This is a genomic window from Alkalibacillus aidingensis (genome assembly GCF_014595945.1).
GTDB classification, from domain to species: domain Bacteria; phylum Bacillota; class Bacilli; order Bacillales; family Alkalibacillaceae; genus Alkalibacillus; species Alkalibacillus aidingensis.
On record NZ_JABXWU010000001.1, the window covers coordinates 668,549 to 687,275 of the forward strand.

At 37.1% G+C, this 18,727-nt stretch carries 17 protein-coding genes, 5 tRNA genes and 1 riboswitch; of the genes, 4 read left to right on the forward strand and 18 right to left on the reverse strand.

Annotated features, from left to right (window positions below):
• Positions 1-10: 10 nt before the first annotated feature.
• Positions 11-622 carry a superoxide dismutase gene (locus tag HWQ49_RS03470; protein ID WP_188206166.1) on the reverse strand — a complete coding sequence of 204 codons (612 nt, stop codon included), beginning with the start codon at positions 620-622 and terminating at the stop codon, positions 11-13.
• Between the two features lie 211 nt (positions 623-833).
• Between HWQ49_RS03470 and HWQ49_RS03475 the strand changes: the two genes are divergently transcribed.
• Positions 834-1,931 (forward strand): SDR family oxidoreductase, encoded by a 1,098-nt coding sequence (locus tag HWQ49_RS03475; RefSeq protein WP_188206167.1) that lies wholly within the window; start codon positions 834-836, stop codon positions 1,929-1,931.
• Positions 1,932-1,981: 50 nt separating this feature from the next.
• Here the strand turns inward: HWQ49_RS03475 and HWQ49_RS03480 are convergent.
• From HWQ49_RS03480 to HWQ49_RS03510, 7 genes are all read right to left on the reverse strand, one after another.
• Positions 1,982-2,074 (reverse strand) — tRNA-Ser (locus HWQ49_RS03480).
• A 13-nt stretch (positions 2,075-2,087) separates the two neighbouring features.
• Positions 2,088-2,164, reverse strand: a tRNA-Ile gene (locus HWQ49_RS03485).
• Positions 2,165-2,168: 4 nt separating this feature from the next.
• Positions 2,169-2,244, reverse strand: a tRNA-His gene (locus HWQ49_RS03490).
• A 32-nt stretch (positions 2,245-2,276) separates the two neighbouring features.
• Positions 2,277-2,353 (reverse strand) — tRNA-Met (locus HWQ49_RS03495).
• 8 nt (positions 2,354-2,361) lie between these two features.
• Positions 2,362-2,436 (reverse strand) — tRNA-Asn (locus HWQ49_RS03500).
• 220 nt (positions 2,437-2,656) lie between these two features.
• On the reverse strand, positions 2,657-4,300 hold the full coding sequence (locus HWQ49_RS03505; protein WP_188206168.1) for a Na/Pi cotransporter family protein: 1,644 nt from the start codon (positions 4,298-4,300) through the stop codon (positions 2,657-2,659).
• Between the two features lie 378 nt (positions 4,301-4,678).
• Positions 4,679-5,314, reverse strand: a complete 636-nt coding sequence (locus HWQ49_RS03510) for an NfeD family protein (RefSeq protein WP_223154969.1) — start codon at positions 5,312-5,314, stop codon at positions 4,679-4,681.
• Positions 5,315-5,501: 187 nt separating this feature from the next.
• On the opposite strand from HWQ49_RS03510, the gene ispG reads away from it, so the two are divergent.
• Positions 5,502-6,599, forward strand: coding sequence for a flavodoxin-dependent (E)-4-hydroxy-3-methylbut-2-enyl-diphosphate synthase (ispG, locus tag HWQ49_RS03515; protein WP_188206524.1), 1,098 nt, complete (start codon positions 5,502-5,504; stop codon positions 6,597-6,599).
• 63 nt (positions 6,600-6,662) lie between these two features.
• Here ispG and HWQ49_RS03520 read toward each other — a convergent pair whose 3' ends face one another.
• A complete protein-coding gene (locus tag HWQ49_RS03520) occupies positions 6,663-7,124 on the reverse strand; it encodes a hypothetical protein (RefSeq protein WP_188206170.1) in 462 nt (153 codons plus the stop codon).
• A 106-nt stretch (positions 7,125-7,230) separates the two neighbouring features.
• On the reverse strand, positions 7,231-7,938 hold the full coding sequence (locus HWQ49_RS03525) for a lytic transglycosylase domain-containing protein (RefSeq protein WP_188206171.1): 708 nt from the start codon (positions 7,936-7,938) through the stop codon (positions 7,231-7,233).
• A 168-nt stretch (positions 7,939-8,106) separates the two neighbouring features.
• On the opposite strand from HWQ49_RS03525, the gene HWQ49_RS03530 reads away from it, so the two are divergent.
• On the forward strand, positions 8,107-8,379 hold the full coding sequence (locus tag HWQ49_RS03530; RefSeq protein ID WP_188206172.1) for a DUF2624 family protein: 273 nt from the start codon (positions 8,107-8,109) through the stop codon (positions 8,377-8,379).
• Between the two features lies 1 nt (position 8,380).
• Here HWQ49_RS03530 and HWQ49_RS03535 read toward each other — a convergent pair whose 3' ends face one another.
• On the reverse strand, positions 8,381-9,271 hold the full coding sequence (locus tag HWQ49_RS03535; RefSeq protein ID WP_188206173.1) for a deoxyribonuclease IV: 891 nt from the start codon (positions 9,269-9,271) through the stop codon (positions 8,381-8,383).
• An 18-nt stretch (positions 9,272-9,289) separates the two neighbouring features.
• Positions 9,290-10,612 carry a DEAD/DEAH box helicase gene (locus tag HWQ49_RS03540; RefSeq protein ID WP_188206174.1) on the reverse strand — a complete coding sequence of 441 codons (1,323 nt, stop codon included), beginning with the start codon at positions 10,610-10,612 and terminating at the stop codon, positions 9,290-9,292.
• Positions 10,613-10,753: 141 nt separating this feature from the next.
• Here HWQ49_RS03540 and HWQ49_RS03545 point away from each other — a divergent pair, with 141 nt between their 5' ends.
• Positions 10,754-11,710 (forward strand): 4-hydroxy-3-methylbut-2-enyl diphosphate reductase, encoded by a 957-nt coding sequence (locus HWQ49_RS03545; RefSeq protein WP_188206175.1) that lies wholly within the window; start codon positions 10,754-10,756, stop codon positions 11,708-11,710.
• Positions 11,711-11,855: 145 nt separating this feature from the next.
• Here HWQ49_RS03545 and guaA read toward each other — a convergent pair whose 3' ends face one another.
• From guaA to HWQ49_RS03575, 6 genes are all read right to left on the reverse strand, one after another.
• Complete coding sequence (guaA, locus tag HWQ49_RS03550; RefSeq protein ID WP_188206176.1) at positions 11,856-13,394, reverse strand: glutamine-hydrolyzing GMP synthase; 1,539 nt, start codon at positions 13,392-13,394, stop codon at positions 11,856-11,858.
• A gap of 104 nt (positions 13,395-13,498) precedes the next feature.
• Positions 13,499-13,600, reverse strand: a riboswitch (purine riboswitch).
• Between the two features lie 29 nt (positions 13,601-13,629).
• The gene (guaB, locus tag HWQ49_RS03555) at positions 13,630-15,093 is read right to left on the reverse strand and encodes an IMP dehydrogenase (RefSeq protein ID WP_188206177.1); all 1,464 of its coding nucleotides are present in this window, start codon (positions 15,091-15,093) and stop codon (positions 13,630-13,632) included.
• 111 nt (positions 15,094-15,204) lie between these two features.
• Entirely contained in the window at positions 15,205-16,323 is a 1,119-nt protein-coding gene (locus tag HWQ49_RS03560; protein WP_188206178.1) for a Nif3-like dinuclear metal center hexameric protein, read from the reverse strand.
• Entirely contained in the window at positions 16,324-17,016 is a 693-nt protein-coding gene (locus HWQ49_RS03565) for a tRNA (adenine(22)-N(1))-methyltransferase (RefSeq protein ID WP_188206179.1), read from the reverse strand. It lies immediately after the preceding gene.
• 683 nt (positions 17,017-17,699) lie between these two features.
• Positions 17,700-18,065 (reverse strand): cytochrome c550, encoded by a 366-nt coding sequence (gene cccA / locus HWQ49_RS03570; protein ID WP_188206180.1) that lies wholly within the window; start codon positions 18,063-18,065, stop codon positions 17,700-17,702.
• A 99-nt stretch (positions 18,066-18,164) separates the two neighbouring features.
• On the reverse strand, positions 18,165-18,707 hold the full coding sequence (locus HWQ49_RS03575; RefSeq protein ID WP_188206181.1) for a hypothetical protein: 543 nt from the start codon (positions 18,705-18,707) through the stop codon (positions 18,165-18,167).
• Between the last annotated feature and the right edge of the window lie 20 nt (positions 18,708-18,727).

Consider the following 18,727-nt stretch of genomic DNA (forward strand, 5'->3'; position numbering starts at 1 on the left):
ACTTATGTTTTTATTTTGCAGCATCGTAGCGTTTACTTACTTCATCCCAATTAACGACATTCCAGAAAGCGTTAATATAGTCTGGACGACGGTTTTGATAGTTTAAGTAGTAAGCATGCTCCCAAACATCTAAACCTAAAATTGGTGTAATACCTTCCATTACAGGTGTATCCTGATTAGGTGTTGATGTGATTTCTAAATTACCATTCTTTACAACTAACCAAGCCCAACCAGAACCAAAACGGCCAGCAGCTGCTTGAGCAAATTGATCTTTAAATTGATCAAAGCTACCAAATGCTTCGTTAATTTTATCAGCTAACTCTCCTGTTGGTTCTCCACCACCGTTTGGTGAAAGAATCGTCCAGAATAATGTATGGTTTGCATGACCTCCACCATTGTTACGAACAGCCGTTTGGATATCACTTGGTAAAGAATCTAAGTTGCTAAGTAATTCGTCTAAAGACTTATCTTGAAGATCTGCATGACCCTCTAGTGCAGCATTTAGCTTAGTTACATACGTATTATGGTGTTTCGTATGATGAATGTTCATCGTTTCCTTGTCAATGTGTGGTTCTAATGCATCATAAGCATAAGGTAATTCTGGTAGTTCAAATTTAGCCATAATGTAATTCCTCCTTAATCATAATTTCATCAGAGTTTTAATTCAGAATGATTCTGAATTCCACTCTAAATAAAAGATTAACAACCGCAAAGATGACATGCAAGCTTTTTGCATATATTTTCCGTTAGAATCATATACCTCTCATTAACACTTAACACCAATTGTCAAAAAAGTTTGTTAAAATTAAACCATATGAAAGGAGGCACTCCTTATGGGTCATACATATTTCTTTACTGGATTTCCTGGGTTCATCACAGCTAATTTACTACACTCCTTATGTAAACACCAGTCAAACATAGACCACATTTACTTACTAACCCTTAGAGAAACACGTAAGCAAGCAGAACAAAATTTAACAGAAATGAATCATAACTCAGATCTGAACCTTAATAAAATAACCATTCTTGAAGGTGATATCACTAAGGAAAACCTCAACATACAAAAGGATTGGCATGACATTTTATTTAATCAAATTACTCATTTTTTCCATCTGGCAGCCGTTTACGATCTAGCTGTAGAAGAAGAGATTTCACGTAACATTAATATCAATGGAACACATCAGGTTAATCAATTTATTAAAAAATGTCATCATCTTGAACGCTATATTTATTTTAGCACTGCATTTATTTCAGGAACGAGAGAAGGAATTATTTATGAACATGAACTGGACCAAGGACAATCATTTAAAAACTACTACGAACAATCAAAATTTGAAGCAGAAAAATTAGTTGAGGATTTAAAAGACGATGTACCAACAACTATTATAAGACCAAGTATTGTTATTGGTCATTCAAAAACTGGTGTTACTTCTAAGTTTGATGGACCTTATATGATCTTAAATTATCTGACTCGCCTAAGGTATTTGCCTGTTATTCCCTATTTAGGCACCGGGGAAGGCATAGTGAATATGGTTCCTATTGATTATGTCCTTGATGCTGTTTTATATTTAGCCCATTCAAAAATAAGTGTTAATAAAACCTATCACATTACGGACCCTAACCCCTATCAGGCTAAAGAAATTTATCAACTTTTTATGAAAAACTATTTAGGAAAAAAACCAACGGGGCCGGTCCCATTTACTATCAGTAAAAAATTTTTATCTTTTTCTTCAACAAGGAAATGGCTAAAAGTTGAGAAGGAAGCATTAGATTATTTCAATTATCGCTCTCAGTTTGACTGTACAAATGCGATTAATGATTTACATGAAGCTAATATCAGCTGTCCAAATTTGACAAGCTATATCCCCAAAGTGATCGAATATTATAAGCAAAATAGAAAGCAGGCGAATAAACACATTTTAATTGAATAACATTCTCTCAATTAAAAAAAAACAAGCAATTAGCTTGTTCTGGTATGTAATGGCGGAGGAGGAGGGATTCGAACCCCCGCGGGCCGTGAAGCCCCTGGCGGTTTTCAAGACCGCTCCCTTCAGCCAGACTTGGGTACTCCTCCGTTTATTAAGTTATGGTGGACCCTGCAGGACTCGAACCTGCGACCGATCGGTTATGAGCCGATAGCTCTAACCAGCTGAGCTAAGGGTCCACTATGGGGCGATCGGTGGGAATCGAACCCACGAGTGCCGGAGCCACAATCCGGTGCGTTAACCCCTTCGCCACGACCGCCATATGGATATGTATTTAAATGAAATGATAATTGGTGGCGGCGGAGGGGATCGAACCCCCGACCTCACGGGTATGAACCGTACGCTCTCGCCAGCTGAGCTACGCCGCCAAAATAAATGGCTCCAGCGGCAGGATTCGAACCTGCGACCAATTGGTTAACAGCCAACTGCTCTACCACTGAGCTACGCTGGAATATGAATATATGTTAGCTATAAAGTATCTGTCGTATTTGAGTGGTTCTTATCAACAGCGACGAGATATAATTTACCATGATACGAATAACTTGTCAACACTATCGCTAATTTTTTATTAAAGAGATTGTTACTTAGAAAAATGATCATGATTAAAACCAACCGGGATGTCCATTAATCCCGGTTGGTTTTATGTTTTGAGTTAGTAAAAAACACGAACCCTACTCTTCTTCTCCTTTACCAGTAACTTCTTGTGCAATATTTAGCGCGTGGTCTCCAATACGCTCTAAGTTACTAATAATATCAACAAAGACTATGCCTGCAGTACCACTACAGTGTCCTTCATTTAGGCGAATAATGTGTTTCTTACGGTATACTCTTTCCATCTTATCAATTTCATCTTCTTTTTTCATAACAGTTTTGGCTAAATCTTCATCCATCGTGTCAAAAGCTTTTAGCGCTTGGCCAACTGTTTCAATCGTTAAATTATACATTTGGTTAAGATCTTCCATGGCTTGTTCAGTTAAGTTTACTTTATTCGTAATTTTATATTCATTAAGTTCGATGATATTTTCAAAGTGATCCCCTATACGTTCAATATCACGAACGATGTCAACTACTGCAGAGTGTGTATTACCATCTGCTACTGTAAGGTCAGTACTAGAAACTTGAACTAAATAATTAGTTATTTTCTTATCTAAATTATTCAGTGCACTTTCTAGAGATAGAGCAACTTCAGCATGCTTGGATTGGTTTGTATTTAAATATTCACGTGTTTCTTCCAAACCTTTTATCGCAACTTCACCCATGTGTAAAGCTTCCTCTTTCGCTTGTGAGATGGCGACTGAAGGAGATTGCTCGATAAATATTGGATCCAAATGTTTTGGCTTGCCATCAATAACGCTACCTTTACCTGGGATGATTTTTGTGACTAGAACAGCTAACAATGCAATAAATGGAAATTGTATAACCGTATTTGTTACATTAAAAATTCCATGTGCAAACGCAATTGTCATTCTTGGTCCCAGTTCTAACAGATTTGTTAGATATTCTACAAGTGCTGTAAATGGTACTAACAAGATTAAAAATAGAGTAGCACCAATCAAGTTAAAAATAACGTGGGTTGCGGCAGCTCTTTTAGCTGCGACACTAGCACCAATTGCTGCTAATACAGCCGTAATGGTGGTACCGATATTGTCACCAAATAGGACAGGTAGTGCTGCATTTAGAGATTCGATCGCACCTTCAGAATATAACTGTTGTAAAACCCCAATGGTAGCAGATGAACTCTGAACAATAACTGTAAAGACAGTACCAATTACTACACCTAAGATAGGAATTTCACTCATCGTTACTGTCAAGTCTTGGAATGCTTCTAATGAACGTAAGGGTTTCAAACCTTCACCCATAAAGTCTAAACCTAAGAATAAAGCACCAAATCCAAAAATCGTTTGTCCAAGGTAAGTCGCTTTCTTACTCTTGAAGAAAAATAACAGGAATGTACCTACTGCAATAATTGGTAAAGCATATGCTTCAATATTAATTCCGATAATGAATGCAGTAACAGTCGTACCAATATTGGCACCCATAATAACTCCAATAGCTTGTCTTAGAGTCATAAATCCAGCATTAACTAAACCAATCGTTAAAACAGTTGTACCGGTACTTGTTTGCAAAAGAACCGTAACAATAATACCTGCTAAAACTCCCATAAATGGGTTAGTTGTAAAACGATCAAGAATATCACGCAATTTGTCTCCAGCGGAACGTTGTAATCCATCCCCCATGTACTTAATACCAAATAAGAAAATACCCAATCCACCAATAAACAAGAATAACATCTCTTGAATTGATACATCTTCCATTACTCTCACCTCATATTCATAAAATGTCGAATCATTGCTGTGTAAAGCAATTCTATTATGTTTGATTCGTCCTTATTCGTAAACAGCTTCCCGGTTTTCTTAACAAAAACTTTACAAAACGATCAAAAATAGTAGTTTGGCTTAAGAAGTCGTTTTTTATACACCTCTTTCAGATAATTTAACAAGCCGGTAATAAAATCATGAAAACCAATATCGTTATCCTTCTTTTATACTTTCCATAGGAGGTGAATTTACCATTACACTATTAACCAGAACTCACTGGACAGAACCTTTGGATTAACCGTTTTATTATTTTACACACGATTTTATCCAATATCCCAAAACAGTTTGAATAAAAAATAAGCTTATGACTGAGGTTTATTCCTCATTCATAAGCTTTTCTTCTACAACGATTTTCGTTCCGTCAACTTCTACAATTGAAACAGTCACTCCTTGTTCGATCCATTTTCCACGTGAGATAGCACTGTACATCTGCCCATTCACATCGACTGTTCCAATTGGACGAAGGACAGTAACTGTTTTACCTTGTTGATCAATTAAATCTTTATAAGTGTCATTCATTGAATTATACCCTTTGTCACTAGTCAATTGATCAAATAGTGCCATTTTCCCCCACATCTTTCGCTTTGGAAAGATCTTTAATAAAATCAAACTGCTAATCGCACCTAATATGACGCCTGCAATGCTGTATGTAGCAAATAACCCATTTGGTGCAGCAAATGCTACTGAGAATATAACAACAAGTAAACCAATCGATCCCAGGATCCCATCATTAATGAATTTACCATCCATGATAATCAAAGCAAGACCTACAACAAAACCTATTCCTACTAAAATTAAGTCGGTAGATGTTAAGAAAGTGGAAAAATAAAAACCGATCGAAATAATGCCTAAGATGGCGCCTATACCCTTTAACCTTACTAAGATTTCACCAAATAATAGCAGCATAGCCAAAAATGTCACAACGAAGACACCTAATACCGATTCAACCAAACGTTTCTCCTCCTTTTCTCTCCCTTTTATCATTTTATATCATTTTAGTTGGAAATAATACAATATATATTTATTATAGCAAGAGACAAGGTTAGCACATTAACCTTTATTTATGTTATGATAATTGATGGATTGTTCTATAATATTTTCCATGGTTAATAAAAGGAGAGTTGAGAAGATGTCTTCGATTACACATCGTAAAGATACACGACCGGTTCGTGTGGGGAACGTCGTGATCGGCGGTAAAGATGAGGTCATTATCCAATCAATGACCACAACGAAAACACATGATGTTGAAGCAACGGTTAACGAAATTCACCGTTTAGAAGAAGCCGGATGTCAAGTCGTACGTGTAGCTTGCCCTGATGAAAGAGCTGCAAATGCGATACCTGAGATTAAAAAGCAAATTAATATACCATTAGTTGTCGATATACACTTTGACTATCGATTAGCTTTAAAAGCCATTGAGGGTGGCGCTGATAAAATCAGAATCAACCCTGGAAATATCGGTAAACGTGAACGAGTAGAAGCAGTTGTTAACGCTGCAAAAGAAAAGGGTATTCCAATCCGAATCGGTGTAAATGCTGGTTCCTTAGAGCGTCACTTGCTTGAAAAATATGGTTATCCAACAGCTGATGCAATGGTTGAAAGTGCTTTACACCATATTAAAGTTTTAGAAGATCTTGATTTCCATGATATTGTTGTATCTCTAAAAGCATCTGATGTAAAACTTGCTATCGAGGCATATGAGAAGGCTGCGCAACAAATTCAATACCCTATTCACTTAGGTATTACCGAGTCGGGTACGTTATTTGCTGGAACCGTCAAAAGTGCAGCTGGCTTAGGTGCCATTTTAAGTAAAGGAATTGGAAATACAGTCAGAATCTCATTAAGTGCTGACCCAGTTGAAGAAGTAAAGGTTGCTAAAGAATTACTAAAGTCATTTGGATTAGCGTCTAACGCGGCTACATTAATTTCATGCCCTACCTGTGGACGTATTGAAATTGATTTAATTTCAATCGCTAATGAAGTTGAAGAGTATATCCAAAAAATTAAGGCACCTATAAAGGTAGCCGTCTTAGGCTGTGCGGTGAACGGACCTGGGGAAGCAAGAGAAGCAGATATCGGAATTGCTGGTGCACGAGGTGAAGGTTTATTATTTAGACATGGTGAAATAATCCGTAAAGTACCAGAAGAAATTATGGTCGATGAGCTAAAAAAAGAAGTCGACAAACTGGCTGAAGAGTATTATAAAAAACAAGAAGAAGAGAAACATCAAGTATAAAAAATGGTCTACCTAGATATAGGTAGACCATTTTTATTCATAATCATTTAAGGGATGATTAATCTATATGACTGGAAATAGGAACAATCGGACTGCAACGGCAACAATAGCTAAACCAATCGCAATGTTACCTAGCGTATCAGCGCCTCGACGTTTAGCGTAAATACCCATTACGACACCGACAACTGCAAATAGCAGTGTCCAAACGAAAAAAGACAATAGTGATACGACTAAAGCGATCCATCCCCAACCAGCATCAACATGCTCTTCCATTCTTGTTTCGCGTTCTTCAATTCTGACCTTATCTTCATCTAACTCATCTGGATTAAATGTTGCAGCCTCTGCGAACTCTACATCATCATTATTTCGATTTATATTGTCTGCCTCGGCATTATGAACACCTGTAATTGGATCATTTGTTGGGTTAATGTCTTGACTGACTTCATTATGAACTTCATTATTTTGCTCAAAATAATTGTCGTCTTCACTGTAGCTTTTTGGACGCTGATCATCATGGTTGCTCATTCATCTTCCCTCACTTTCCTTGAAAGTATTCTTATTGTGTGAGGGAAGATAAATTTTATACTAACAGTCCATTCCAAACCTTTCAAATAAGGAAATGAACAGGATATTAATTATTAGCGAAAGCGATAGATCGCTTTTTGTCAGCCTCTTCTTGAATTTCTACAGCATACCAACTTTTAGCATCGCCATGATCCTTTTTATATTGCTCTAAACCACCAAGACCACGATGATAAGCTGTTAATGCCTCATCCCAATTGTTAAATTCATCATACAGAAAATCTAAATAAACAACAGAAAGCTCAATACTATAAGTGGGATCAAAAAGGAGCTCCTTCTCATAAGGCAAGTCTGCCATGTCAGCAATCCACGGAGCTGTATTTTCCATAAATTGTGACAAGCCATAAGCATGTCCAAATGCAGTCGCCGGACCGACTAATTCAGGATCAAAGGTTTCTCCAGTTTCTACCTTGATAAGCTCGTACACAATGAAGGGATCAACTTCATAATCCTTAGCTTTTTGAACTAAAAATAGTGCCCATGATTTGTCAAAGTGACCATCACTATCGATCACCATATAATCTGCTTGGGCTTCCATCTCATTCCATTCAGAATAAGTTAACTGCTGTTTAGTTGTTTGTTTAAATTCTTGATAAGCTTGCTGATTGGATTGTAATAATTCCTGCTGTGTGTTTAATTGTTGATTTTCATTTTCTAATTCATTAATTGTTTGTTCATAATACATATTATTAATTATAAATGCGGTAGTCATCACAAAGATTGTTATAAATAATACTAAATAACCTCTCGAATTCATTGCTTACCCCTCCTTTCTAAGCTAAAGGTCCTATCATTATATATTGCACCCAACCATAAATAGTAAACAAGTCACGAGTTAATTGCAAAAAAAATGCCTCGATACACACGCTTCCCAAAAATTCATATACATAAACATTAGATAATACGCAAAAAAGGATGTTTAAACATGTTAAAACAATTAATAACTACGCGTTTATATAACGCAACACCTAATGAAGTGGTCAGTTATAGCCATGAATACCAAGTACCAATCAATCATAAACAGGCTACTATGCTGTTGGACTTCATTAAACAAAATAAAATCGACCCTTTCTCTGAAAAGGATCGATTAAAAACATTTAAATATATTGAACAGAAAATTGGCAGTCAGGAAGCCAAACAGGCCTCAGAACTACTATACCGACTAGCTAAACAATATAATGTTGATGATTGGTTATAAGTTATTGGTTCATTATTTTATCTTTTAATTCTTCGTCAAAATCATCACCTTTTAGCATTTCAATTTCAAACTTATAAGGTGGTTTCTTGTTTTTCTTATCTGTTCCTACAAAAGGCGTTTCTAAAATTTTCGGTAAATGCATAATATCATCATGGTGTATAATATGATGAAGTGCCTTAAAGCCGATATGACCAAACCCGATATTTTCATGTCGGTCTTTTCGGGCACCTCGTTCATTTTTGCTATCATTGATATGAAGGACCTTTAAGCGATCTAAACCAATAATATCGTCAAACTCCTTTAAAACACCGTCAAAATCATTAACAATGTCGTAGCCTGCATCATGAACGTGACAGGTATCAAAGCAAACTGATAGACGTTCATTATGAGTAACTCCATCAATGATCTGTGCTAGTTCATCAAAGCTGCGACCACATTCTGATCCTTTCCCTGCCATCGTTTCTAAAGCAATTTGAACATCCTCTTTGACTTCAAAAACTTTATTTAATCCTTCAATGATCTTTTTGATACCTGCCTCGGCTCCTGCACCTACATGTGCACCTGGATGTAGGACAATCTGTTTTGCTCCAATGGCTTCCGTTCGTTCCACTTCAGATCTCAAGAAGTTGACACCTAATTCAAAAGTCTCTGGTTTTTGTGTGTTTCCGATATTAATAATATATGGTGCATGTATCACGACTTCTTCTATACCATTATCCACCATATGCTCTCTAGCTTTTTCAATATTTAAATCCTCAATTGCTTTACGGCGAGTATTTTGAGGAGCACCCGTATAAATCATAAACGTATTTGCCCCGTATGATACAGCATCTTCACTCGAACCTAACAGCATCTTCTTCCCACTCATGGATACATGTGAACCTAACTTCATGTGAAATCTCCTCTCCAATTACTTTCTTTTCCCTTTACGGTACTGCTCTCTTTTTAAATTTTTCTTTATTTTTTCTTTTTCATTTTTCATTTTCTTTTTATACCCGGGCTTAACTTGTTTACGTCTGCGTACACGTTTCCAAGCTTCTGTCTCTATTTCTGATTCCTTCTTTTCTCGCTTCTTTCTTTCATTCCATTTCTTAACTTCTACCCAAGCACCTTTCTTAATATCATAATTCGTAAATTGGATACCCTTTTCTTCCAAATCCTCAATCAACTTCAGGTCCTCTTCTTGGTAAAAGCTAATCGCTGTTCCTTCTAAACCAGCTCTCGCAGTTCTCCCAACACGATGAATATACGTATCCATATCCGTTGGTAATTCAGCGTTAAAGACGTGACTAACACCAGGTATATCAATCCCTCTTGCCGCTAAATCAGTTGCAACGATGTACTGAAAGCGTAAGGTCTTTAATTCCTTTAAAACTCGTTTACGTTCTCGTGGTTTCAAACCACCATGAATGACCCCAACTTCTAAACCTCGATCTAATAGCTCACCTGCCAAACGATCTGCTTCTTCTTTCTTATTAACAAATACTAAGGCAATGTATGGATGAATAAGCTTTGAAGCTTCTACAATCAAGTCAGCCTGTTTTCGATGGCGCAATGGAATTAATCGGTGTTCTAATTTTTCTGGACTTAAAGCTTGTCCATCAACTTCAATGTGCTCTGGGTTGGATAAATACTTCTTTAAAAATGGTTGCAAACCTTTAGGAATTGTCGCAGAAAATACCATTGTCTGAACATTTTCATGCATACGATACAAGATTTGGTCCACTTCTTCCATTAACCCAAGGTCAATCAATAAATCCGCTTCATCGATCACAACCGTCTCCACAGATGAAGGGTTGATCACTTCTTCATCGATAAAATCCAGTATTCGACCTGGGGTTCCAACAATCAGGTGGGGTGGTGTTTGCAGCTTTTGTTGCATTCTTTGTTTATCAGTTCCACCAACAACCAATTTTGCTCTCCACTCTGGCTCTGTCGTTGATAATGAAATCATTTTTTTAACTTCTTCGTAAATTTGCATAGCCAACTCTCGCGTCGGAGCAATCACAAGCTTTTGTACCTGTTGTTCATCTGATTTAATTTGGTCAAACATTGGTATTAGGTATGAATGTGTTTTACCTGTTCCTGTTTGTGACTGTCCAATAATGTTCTTTCCTCTTAATGCTTGAGGAATGACACGGTGCTGAATTTCTGTTGCATGCTTGAAATTTAACTCCTCAATAATATCAAGCATATGGTCCGTTAACTGATAGGCTTGGAAATATCTTTTCATAGTACTCAAACTCCTTTTTATACCAACATTTATTATAAATGAGTCGAAATATAAATGCCACTCATAGAAAGATTTTGTCAAAGTTGTTCATAACCTTTATAATAACGAATAGAGATGATTATATGAGGAGGCCATGTTTTCATGGAAGTCATTAAAATTGCTCCAAGGGGATACTGTTATGGTGTGGTGGATGCGATGGTCATAGCAAGTAATGCAGCCAAAGACCCTAATTTACCACGACCAATTTATATACTCGGAATGATAGTTCATAATAGTCACGTGACTCAAGCTTTTGAAGATGAAGGGGTAATTACCTTAGATGGTAAAAACCAGACACGTGATCAGTTATTAAAAGATATAAACGAAGGTACTGTCATCTTTACTGCGCATGGTGTTTCACCAGAAGTTAAAAAGATGGCCGAAGTTAAAGGATTAACTGTACTCGATGCAACTTGTCCAGATGTAACACGCACACACGATTTAATACGTGAAAAAGTAAGTGAAAATTATGAGATAGTCTATATCGGAAAAAAAGGGCACCCCGAGCCAGAAGGTGCTGTAGGCGTTGCACCTGATCATGTTCATTTAATTCAAACTGAAGAAGATGTTGAGCAACTAGATCTAGATAAGAATGCTAAAATTGTGGTGACGAACCAAACTACCATGAGTCAATGGGATGTTTATGATATTATGCTTGAGGTACAGAAAAAATATCCTCAAACAGAAATGATACAAGAAATTTGTATGGCAACTCAAGTTAGACAAGAAGCTGTTGCTGAACAAGCTAAAGACGCTGACTTGACGTTAGTTGTCGGTGATCCCAAGAGTAACAATTCAAATCGTTTAGCTCAAGTCTCTAAAGAGAAGGCCGGCACAACTGCATACCGAATTGCTGATGTTAGTGAAATTAAAAGAGAATGGTTAGAAGATTGTAATACAGTTGCGATAACAGCAGGTGCTTCTACTCCTACTCCAATAACTAAAGAAGTGATACGCTTTATTGAGCAATACGATCCTGAAGATCAATCAACATGGGATCAAAACAGTAAAATTACAAATAATAAAATATTACCAAAAGTTAAGCCCAAAAAAGTATAAAAAAATAACCACGCCTTTCGTGGTTATTTTTTTGGCCCAATATATATCAGAACCTCGATACTAAATGTGGTGGAAGCTCCTAAATTTTCAAAATTTACTTAGACCATTAAGCAAGAGCACCCCAACATTTGACTCATATCCATTTTTATTCCCATTCAATTGTTGCTGGTGGTTTACTTGTAATATCATAAACAACTCGATTAACATCGTTTACTTCATTGGTAATACGGGTTGATATTCTCTCTAATACATCCCATGGGATTCTTGCCCAATCAGAGGTCATACCATCGACAGAAGTCACTGCTCGAATAGCTATCGTATGATTATAAGTTCGTTCATCGCCTTGCACCCCGACACTTTGTATACCTGGTAAAACGGTGAAATACTGCCATACGTCTTTTTCTAAGTCATTCAATTTAATCTCTTCACGAAGAATTGCATCAGACTCACGAACAATTTCTAGTTTTTCCTCAGTCACTTCTCCTAAGGTTCGTATGGCTAATCCTGGTCCTGGAAATGGCTGACGCCAAACAATATGTTGTGGAATCCCCAACTCCTCTCCCAGTTTCCTCACCTCATCTTTAAATAAAGTGTTTAAAGGTTCAATTAACTGAAAGTCCATATTCTCTGGTAAACCACCGACGTTATGATGAGATTTAATCGTTTGAGCTGTTTCTGTCCCACTTTCGATTATATCTGTATATAATGTCCCCTGAGCTAAATAATCCATTTCTTTAAGCTTATCTGCTTCGTCGTCAAAAACATAAATAAACTCGTTACCGATAATTTTTCGTTTTTGTTCAGGATCATGGACTCCTTTTAGTTTGTTTAAAAAGCGATCTTTGGCATCCACTTTAATAACATTGATATTAAAACCTTCACGGAACATCTTCATCACGTCGTCTGCTTCATTTTTCCTTAGTAACCCGTGATCAACAAAAATACAAGTTAACTGATCACCAATCGCCTCATGTAACAATACAGCGACAACGGAAGAGTCAACCCCACCACTTAAAGCACATAAAACTTTACGGTCTTTCACCAGTTCTTGGATTTCCTGAACTTGCATATCGATGAAGTTCTCCATTGTCCATTCGCCCTCGCAATGACAAACGTTGAAGACAAAATTTCTTAACAAATCATTGCCATAAAGAGAATGTTTAACCTCCGGATGAAATTGAACACCAAAAAAGTGACGCTCTTCATCACTGAAGGAAGCAATTGGGCAACTGGAACTTGTAGCATCAACCATAAACCCATTAGGCGACTCGGTCACTAAGTCACCATGACTCATCCATACGACTTGCTCCTCTGGTAAAGTTTGGAACAGTGAAGAACGATTGGTCACATCAATCGTTGCTTTACCATATTCCCTATGACTCGCTTTTTTCACCTCACCACCAAGTTGTTTAGCCATTAATTGCATACCATAACAGATCCCTAAAATAGGGATTCCTAGGTCATAGATTCCTTGGTCCATGTGTTTAGCATCTTCATCATATACACTACCTGGTCCACCAGAGAGAATAATCCCTTTAGGGTTCATCTCCTGTAATTCTTTTGCAGTGATTCGGTTAGAATGTAACTCACTATAAACACCTAATTCACGAATTCTCCTTGTTATAAGTTGGTTATATTGACTGCCAAAATCTAATACTATTATCTTTTCATCAATTTGATTCAATGAATTCACCTCTTTACTTTAACCCTTAAACTGATTTTTTTAATTAACCTTTTTAACAATAAAAAAGTACAACTCCACCTAAAGGATATACAAAGGCAGAATTGTACTTCAAAAACTGCCTTCATAGTCAGGTTGTTTAGGGCAACCCGGTAGATACTCTCACACCTTATTAGTGAGTATATATGAAGCCACTTAATTTATTTAAGGTTATAAGGTTAATTAAAAGTTTGCTGATTTACAAAGAATAGTTAGGAGCTTCTTTAGTTACCTGCACATCATGTGGATGACTTTCTTTAAGTCCAGCACCTGTGATCTTTACAAATTGAGATTGTTCTCTTAAATCAACTAAATCATGTGCCCCACAGTAGCCCATACCTGAGCGTAAGCCACCGATCATTTGATAAATGGTATCACCAACTGGCCCTTTATAATGAACTCTACCTTCAATTCCTTCAGGGACAAACTTCTTCTTTCCTTCTTGGAAATAACGGTCATTACTCCCCTTTTCCATAGAAGCAACAGAGCCCATACCTCGGTAGACTTTAAATTGACGACCTTGATAGATCTCTACATCCCCTGGGCTTTCTTTGGTTCCTGCTAACATACTACCTAACATAACTGCATGTCCCCCAGCAGCTAATGCTTTAACGATATCACCTGAGTACTTAATACCACCATCAGCGATAATTGGCACACCATGTTTTCTTGCTTCAGTTGCACAATCATATACTGCTGTAACTTGTGGAACACCAACTCCTGCTACTACGCGAGTCGTACATATTGAACCTGGACCAATTCCTACTTTAACGACATCTGCCCCTGCATCAATCAAGGCCTTCGTTCCTTCTTTAGTTGCCACATTTCCGGCGATTAAATTCATGGTAGGATATTGATCACGAATTTGTTTAATCGTGTTAAGAACTCCTTGTGAATGACCATGAGCAGTGTCAATTACTAACGCATCAACGCCTGCTTCAACTAGTTTTTCAACACGCAATTTCGTATCACCAGAGACCCCTACTGCTGCAGCAACTAATAGACGACCTTGTTCATCAACCGCAGATTGAGGAAATTCAACGTCTTTTTCGATATCTTTAATCGTAATTAGGCCTTTTAGAGCACCATTCTCATCTACTAAAGGTAGTTTTTCAATGCGATGTTTTTGAAGAATTTGCTCAGCTTCTAATAAACTCGTATTAACCGGTGCTGTTACTAGATTTTCTTTAGTCATCACTTTAGAGATTTCCATTGAATAATCATCAATAAAACGTAAATCTCGATTAGTAATAATTCCTACAAGTTTTTGTTCATCTTTGTTATTAACAATCGGAACACCTGAAATACGGTATTTACCCATAAGATGCTCTGCATCAAAAACTTGATGATCTGGCGTTAGGTAGAACGGGTTTGTAATAACCCCTCGCTCAGAGCGTTTTACTTTGTCGATTTGCTCTGCCTGTTCTTCTATCGACATGTTCTTATGAATCACGCCCAAACCACCTTGACGTGCCATGGCTACTGCCATTTGAGCCTCAGTGACCGTATCCATTCCAGCACTGATTATCGGTACATTCAACTTCAACGTCTCCGTCAACTCAGTTGCGACATTAACTTCTCGTGGAACCACATTTGACTCAGCAGGTAATAAAAGAACATCATCAAATGTTAGGCCTTCTTTTGCAAACTTTTGCTCCCACACAATTAACCTATCCCCTTTCTATTTTGAATATTATTAGTAGATTATCAATCGCATAGACGACTGTCAACAAAGCTCGAATAAATAACAATATTCATAATAAAGAGAATCTTCTTATAAAAAGTTAAAAGGTTCAGTAGCGATGTTCGATGAAATAAATGACACGTCCAACTGATGTTGTTCTGCCTTACTTGTTAACAGTTTGAGAAGCTCATCTTTCATAACTTGCTCAATGTGATGACCAGGGTCAATTAATGCAAGACCCATCCCTAACGCATCATGAGCTGTATGGTAGTATACATCCCCAGTTATTAACACATCCGCACCTTTATGCTTAGCTTGATGGATAAATTTATTACCATCTCCTCCAATGACAGCTACCTGTTTAACTTTCTTTGTTGAATCCCCTACATACCTAAGTTGTGGTACATTAAATTTATTTTTAACTAAATTAGCAAATTGTTCTAAAGTCATAGACTCAGGTAGTTTTCCAATTCTACCTAATCCTTTTCTTTCACCATCGATCTGTAATGGATAAACGTCGTATGCCATCTCCTCATAAGGGTGAGCCTTTGTCGCAAGTTTAATTGCTTGATCTAATTTAGATTCAGGTACAATCGTTTCCATTCTAAGCTCCGATACCTTTTCTAACCGATCTGTACTGCCAATATATGGGTTTGTCCCTTCTTCAGGTTTAAAGGTACCATACCCTTCACTGTTAAATGTACAGTGACTGTAATTACCTATATGACCTGCATCTGCTTCTGCTAATGCATTTCTTAATTCATCTTCATGTGATGTTGGAACGAAAATAACTAGCTTATACAATGATTCCCTTTCCGTTTCAACAAGAACATCGTCACTTTTAATCTCCAATTGGCTCATTAACATATCATTTACTCCACCACTGGCAATATCTAAGTTAGTATGAGCCACATACACGTTGATGTCATGCTTAATTAATTTTTGAATAATTCGTCCCTTTTCACTATTTAATTGAATCGATTTTAGTGGCTTAAAAATTAATGGATGATGAGCAATAATTAAATCCACGTCATTTTCAATGGCTTCATCAACAACATTTTCAAGTACATCTAAAGCTAGCATTACTCGTTTTACCTTGGCATTCATTTGACCAACGTGCAAGCCAATCTTATCACCTTCAAAAGCTAGTGACTTGGGGGCGATTTCTTCAAGTAGTGAAGTAACACCTTTCACCGTCGTCTGACTCATTTACAATTCCTCCTCAATCCATTCTAATTGTTGTTCAAACTTTTCAATTTTAGATTGATCTGGTTCTTTTGCCTGTTTCATTTGTTTGATAATAGATTTTTTCTTATCGTAAACTTTTCGCCATTTGCTAGCAAATGCTTGATTTTTATTCTCCAAAATCTTAGGACCTAAATAGACTTCTTTTGCTGTATATTCTATTGGAGATGATGTCGGTTCCAGGACGATTATTTCGTAAATATAACCATCTTCACTTAAAATCTCTTCGTTTATAATCTCATATTGATGATGGATGGCAAACTGCCGAATTGATGATGCATCGATATTTGGTTGAAGAATTAGCCTGTTCGCACCTTCAAGTCGGTCCAATCCATTTTCTAAAATACTTGTAATTAGTGTGCCTCCCATTCCGGCAATCGTCACACATTCAACTTCATTAGGTGCAATAACGTTTAACCCATCACCTAATCTTACATCAATTCTATCTTGCAAATTTTCTTTTTGAACTTGGGTGACTGCTGCTTGATAAGGCCCTTGATTAACTTCACCGGCAATTGCTTTAATATTAGGATGTTCAAGACATACTTGGCAGGGTAAATAAGCATGGTCCGAGCCAATATCCGCAAATGCATTGATCTGATCAGTTATGTATTTTTTGACTCGTTCTAACCTCGTTGACAATTGAATGCCTGTCATAGTTTGATTCGCTCCTATTACGATCATTTTTCACTTGATTTTAGGTGTAGCTCTTCATGAGTGTTGTTGAAAAATTGATGGATGATGTTCATTAACTAGTTTTGTGTCTGTCCCAATGAAATGATGAGCAATTCGGTGGGTTAAACTGTACAGGAGAAGTGGTCTCATTGACGTTTTGACCTCGTGTGAAGCACAAAACGTAAGCGAGACGCTCTTTCGATGACGTTTCACCACCGTTTGAAGCGCTAAACGTTAACGAGACGCGCCCTCAATGACGTTTTGACCTCGTGTGAAGCGCTAAACGTCAGCGAGGCGCTCTTTCGATGATGTTTCACCACCGTTTGAAGCACAAAACGTAAACGAGACGCGCCCTCAATGACGTTTCTCCACCGTTTGAAGCGCTAAACGTCAGCGAGGCGCTCTTTCGATGACGTTTCACCACTGTTTGATGCGCAAAACGTAAGCGAGACGCTCTCTCGATGACGTTTCACCGCCGTTTGAAGCGCAAAACGTCATTGAGAAACACTGACCACGAAACAAAAAGTTACTGCACATCCTATCCATTATATGACAAAAATAACCTCTTATAAGAAGTGTGTCTGCATTAATCTACCATAATAAAAATCCAGAAACACTTGTAAGCAACTACTTACAAGGATGCTTCTGGACTTTAATGGGTAAAATTATTGTTCCATTAACCATTCAGCTAATATCTCTGCCTCTTCATCAGAAGCATAATCACCAGTCATAACAGCACTACCTTCAACACCGTTAGCGATAATTTCTTCTAACTCTTCAATTGAGAAACGATCACTGGCATTAGCTAATTCAGGACCTGTACCACCTTCAAGGTCACCACCGTGACAGCTCATACAATTATTTTCATAAATGGTTTCAGGATCCGCAGAAGCTTCTTCAGTAGTTTCTTCACCATCATCAGCTTCTTCTGCTTTATTCATTTGTTCAAGTCCTACTCCACTCATAATAATAATAGCTAAAATACCTAATATTCCAATTACTACGTAAGGTACAACTGGATTTCTTCTCATCGTTACTTTTCCTCCTTGTGTCCACCTATATGTATGCATACTAAACTATATACATTTTACTCGAAAACATCTAGCTAGGAAAGGGATAATTTGTGAATATTATATAAATATTAATGCGATAAATAGAATCATCCCAACAATTCCAGAAGCACTCAAATAATAATACTGGCGTTTATATCCATAGATTACCCATAATAAACAGTGTGCAAAAATCACAATACTAATCCAACCTTGCTGTCCAATAAAGTGATGAAAGACAGATATTGAACTAATCAGAAACACTAGGAAAAAAGCGATTATTGGTATGTGAATATACGCCTTTTTATGTTGTTTAAAATGGTAAAAATGGATTAAAATAATTATCAATAAACTGATAAACAAGACTATTTCAAGGACAATGCTTACTTGTAAAACATGCGTAATTAAAAATGAAATTGGTAGAAGGAGGATTAAGAACAGAATGTCAATAGAGAATAATGCATTGTTAAGCCAACCACTTCCCGTTTGTTTATTCTCTCCATGAACTCCTTCCCCATAAGTGTAAAGGGCTAATAAAAAGTCACAGTATTTTTCAGGTAGTAACTTTGATTGTTTCCAATGTTTAATTTCATCGATGATAATTTCTTTACGGTCATTCCCCATCTTCGCCCCTCCCGGGAGAG

What these genes read in the sequence shown, in the direction of transcription:
- HWQ49_RS03470 (WP_188206166.1), bottom strand. Translation starts at nt 622, where the DNA reads ATGGCTAAATTTGAACTACCAGAATTACCTTATGCTTATGATGCATTA.
- HWQ49_RS03475 (WP_188206167.1), top strand. Translation starts at nt 834, where the DNA reads ATGGGTCATACATATTTCTTTACTGGATTTCCTGGGTTCATCACAGCT.
- HWQ49_RS03505 (WP_188206168.1), bottom strand. Translation starts at nt 4,300, where the DNA reads ATGGAAGATGTATCAATTCAAGAGATGTTATTCTTGTTTATTGGTGGA.
- HWQ49_RS03520 (WP_188206170.1), bottom strand. Translation starts at nt 7,124, where the DNA reads ATGAGCAACCATGATGATCAGCGTCCAAAAAGCTACAGTGAAGACGAC.
- HWQ49_RS03525 (WP_188206171.1), bottom strand. Translation starts at nt 7,938, where the DNA reads ATGAATTCGAGAGGTTATTTAGTATTATTTATAACAATCTTTGTGATG.
- HWQ49_RS03530 (WP_188206172.1), top strand. Translation starts at nt 8,107, where the DNA reads ATGTTAAAACAATTAATAACTACGCGTTTATATAACGCAACACCTAAT.
- HWQ49_RS03535 (WP_188206173.1), bottom strand. Translation starts at nt 9,271, where the DNA reads ATGAAGTTAGGTTCACATGTATCCATGAGTGGGAAGAAGATGCTGTTA.
- HWQ49_RS03540 (WP_188206174.1), bottom strand. Translation starts at nt 10,612, where the DNA reads ATGAAAAGATATTTCCAAGCCTATCAGTTAACGGACCATATGCTTGAT.
- HWQ49_RS03545 (WP_188206175.1), top strand. Translation starts at nt 10,754, where the DNA reads ATGGAAGTCATTAAAATTGCTCCAAGGGGATACTGTTATGGTGTGGTG.
- HWQ49_RS03560 (WP_188206178.1), bottom strand. Translation starts at nt 16,323, where the DNA reads ATGAGTCAGACGACGGTGAAAGGTGTTACTTCACTACTTGAAGAAATC.
- HWQ49_RS03565 (WP_188206179.1), bottom strand. Translation starts at nt 17,016, where the DNA reads ATGACAGGCATTCAATTGTCAACGAGGTTAGAACGAGTCAAAAAATAC.
- cccA (WP_188206180.1), bottom strand. Translation starts at nt 18,065, where the DNA reads ATGAGAAGAAATCCAGTTGTACCTTACGTAGTAATTGGAATATTAGGT.
- HWQ49_RS03575 (WP_188206181.1), bottom strand. Translation starts at nt 18,707, where the DNA reads ATGGGGAATGACCGTAAAGAAATTATCATCGATGAAATTAAACATTGG.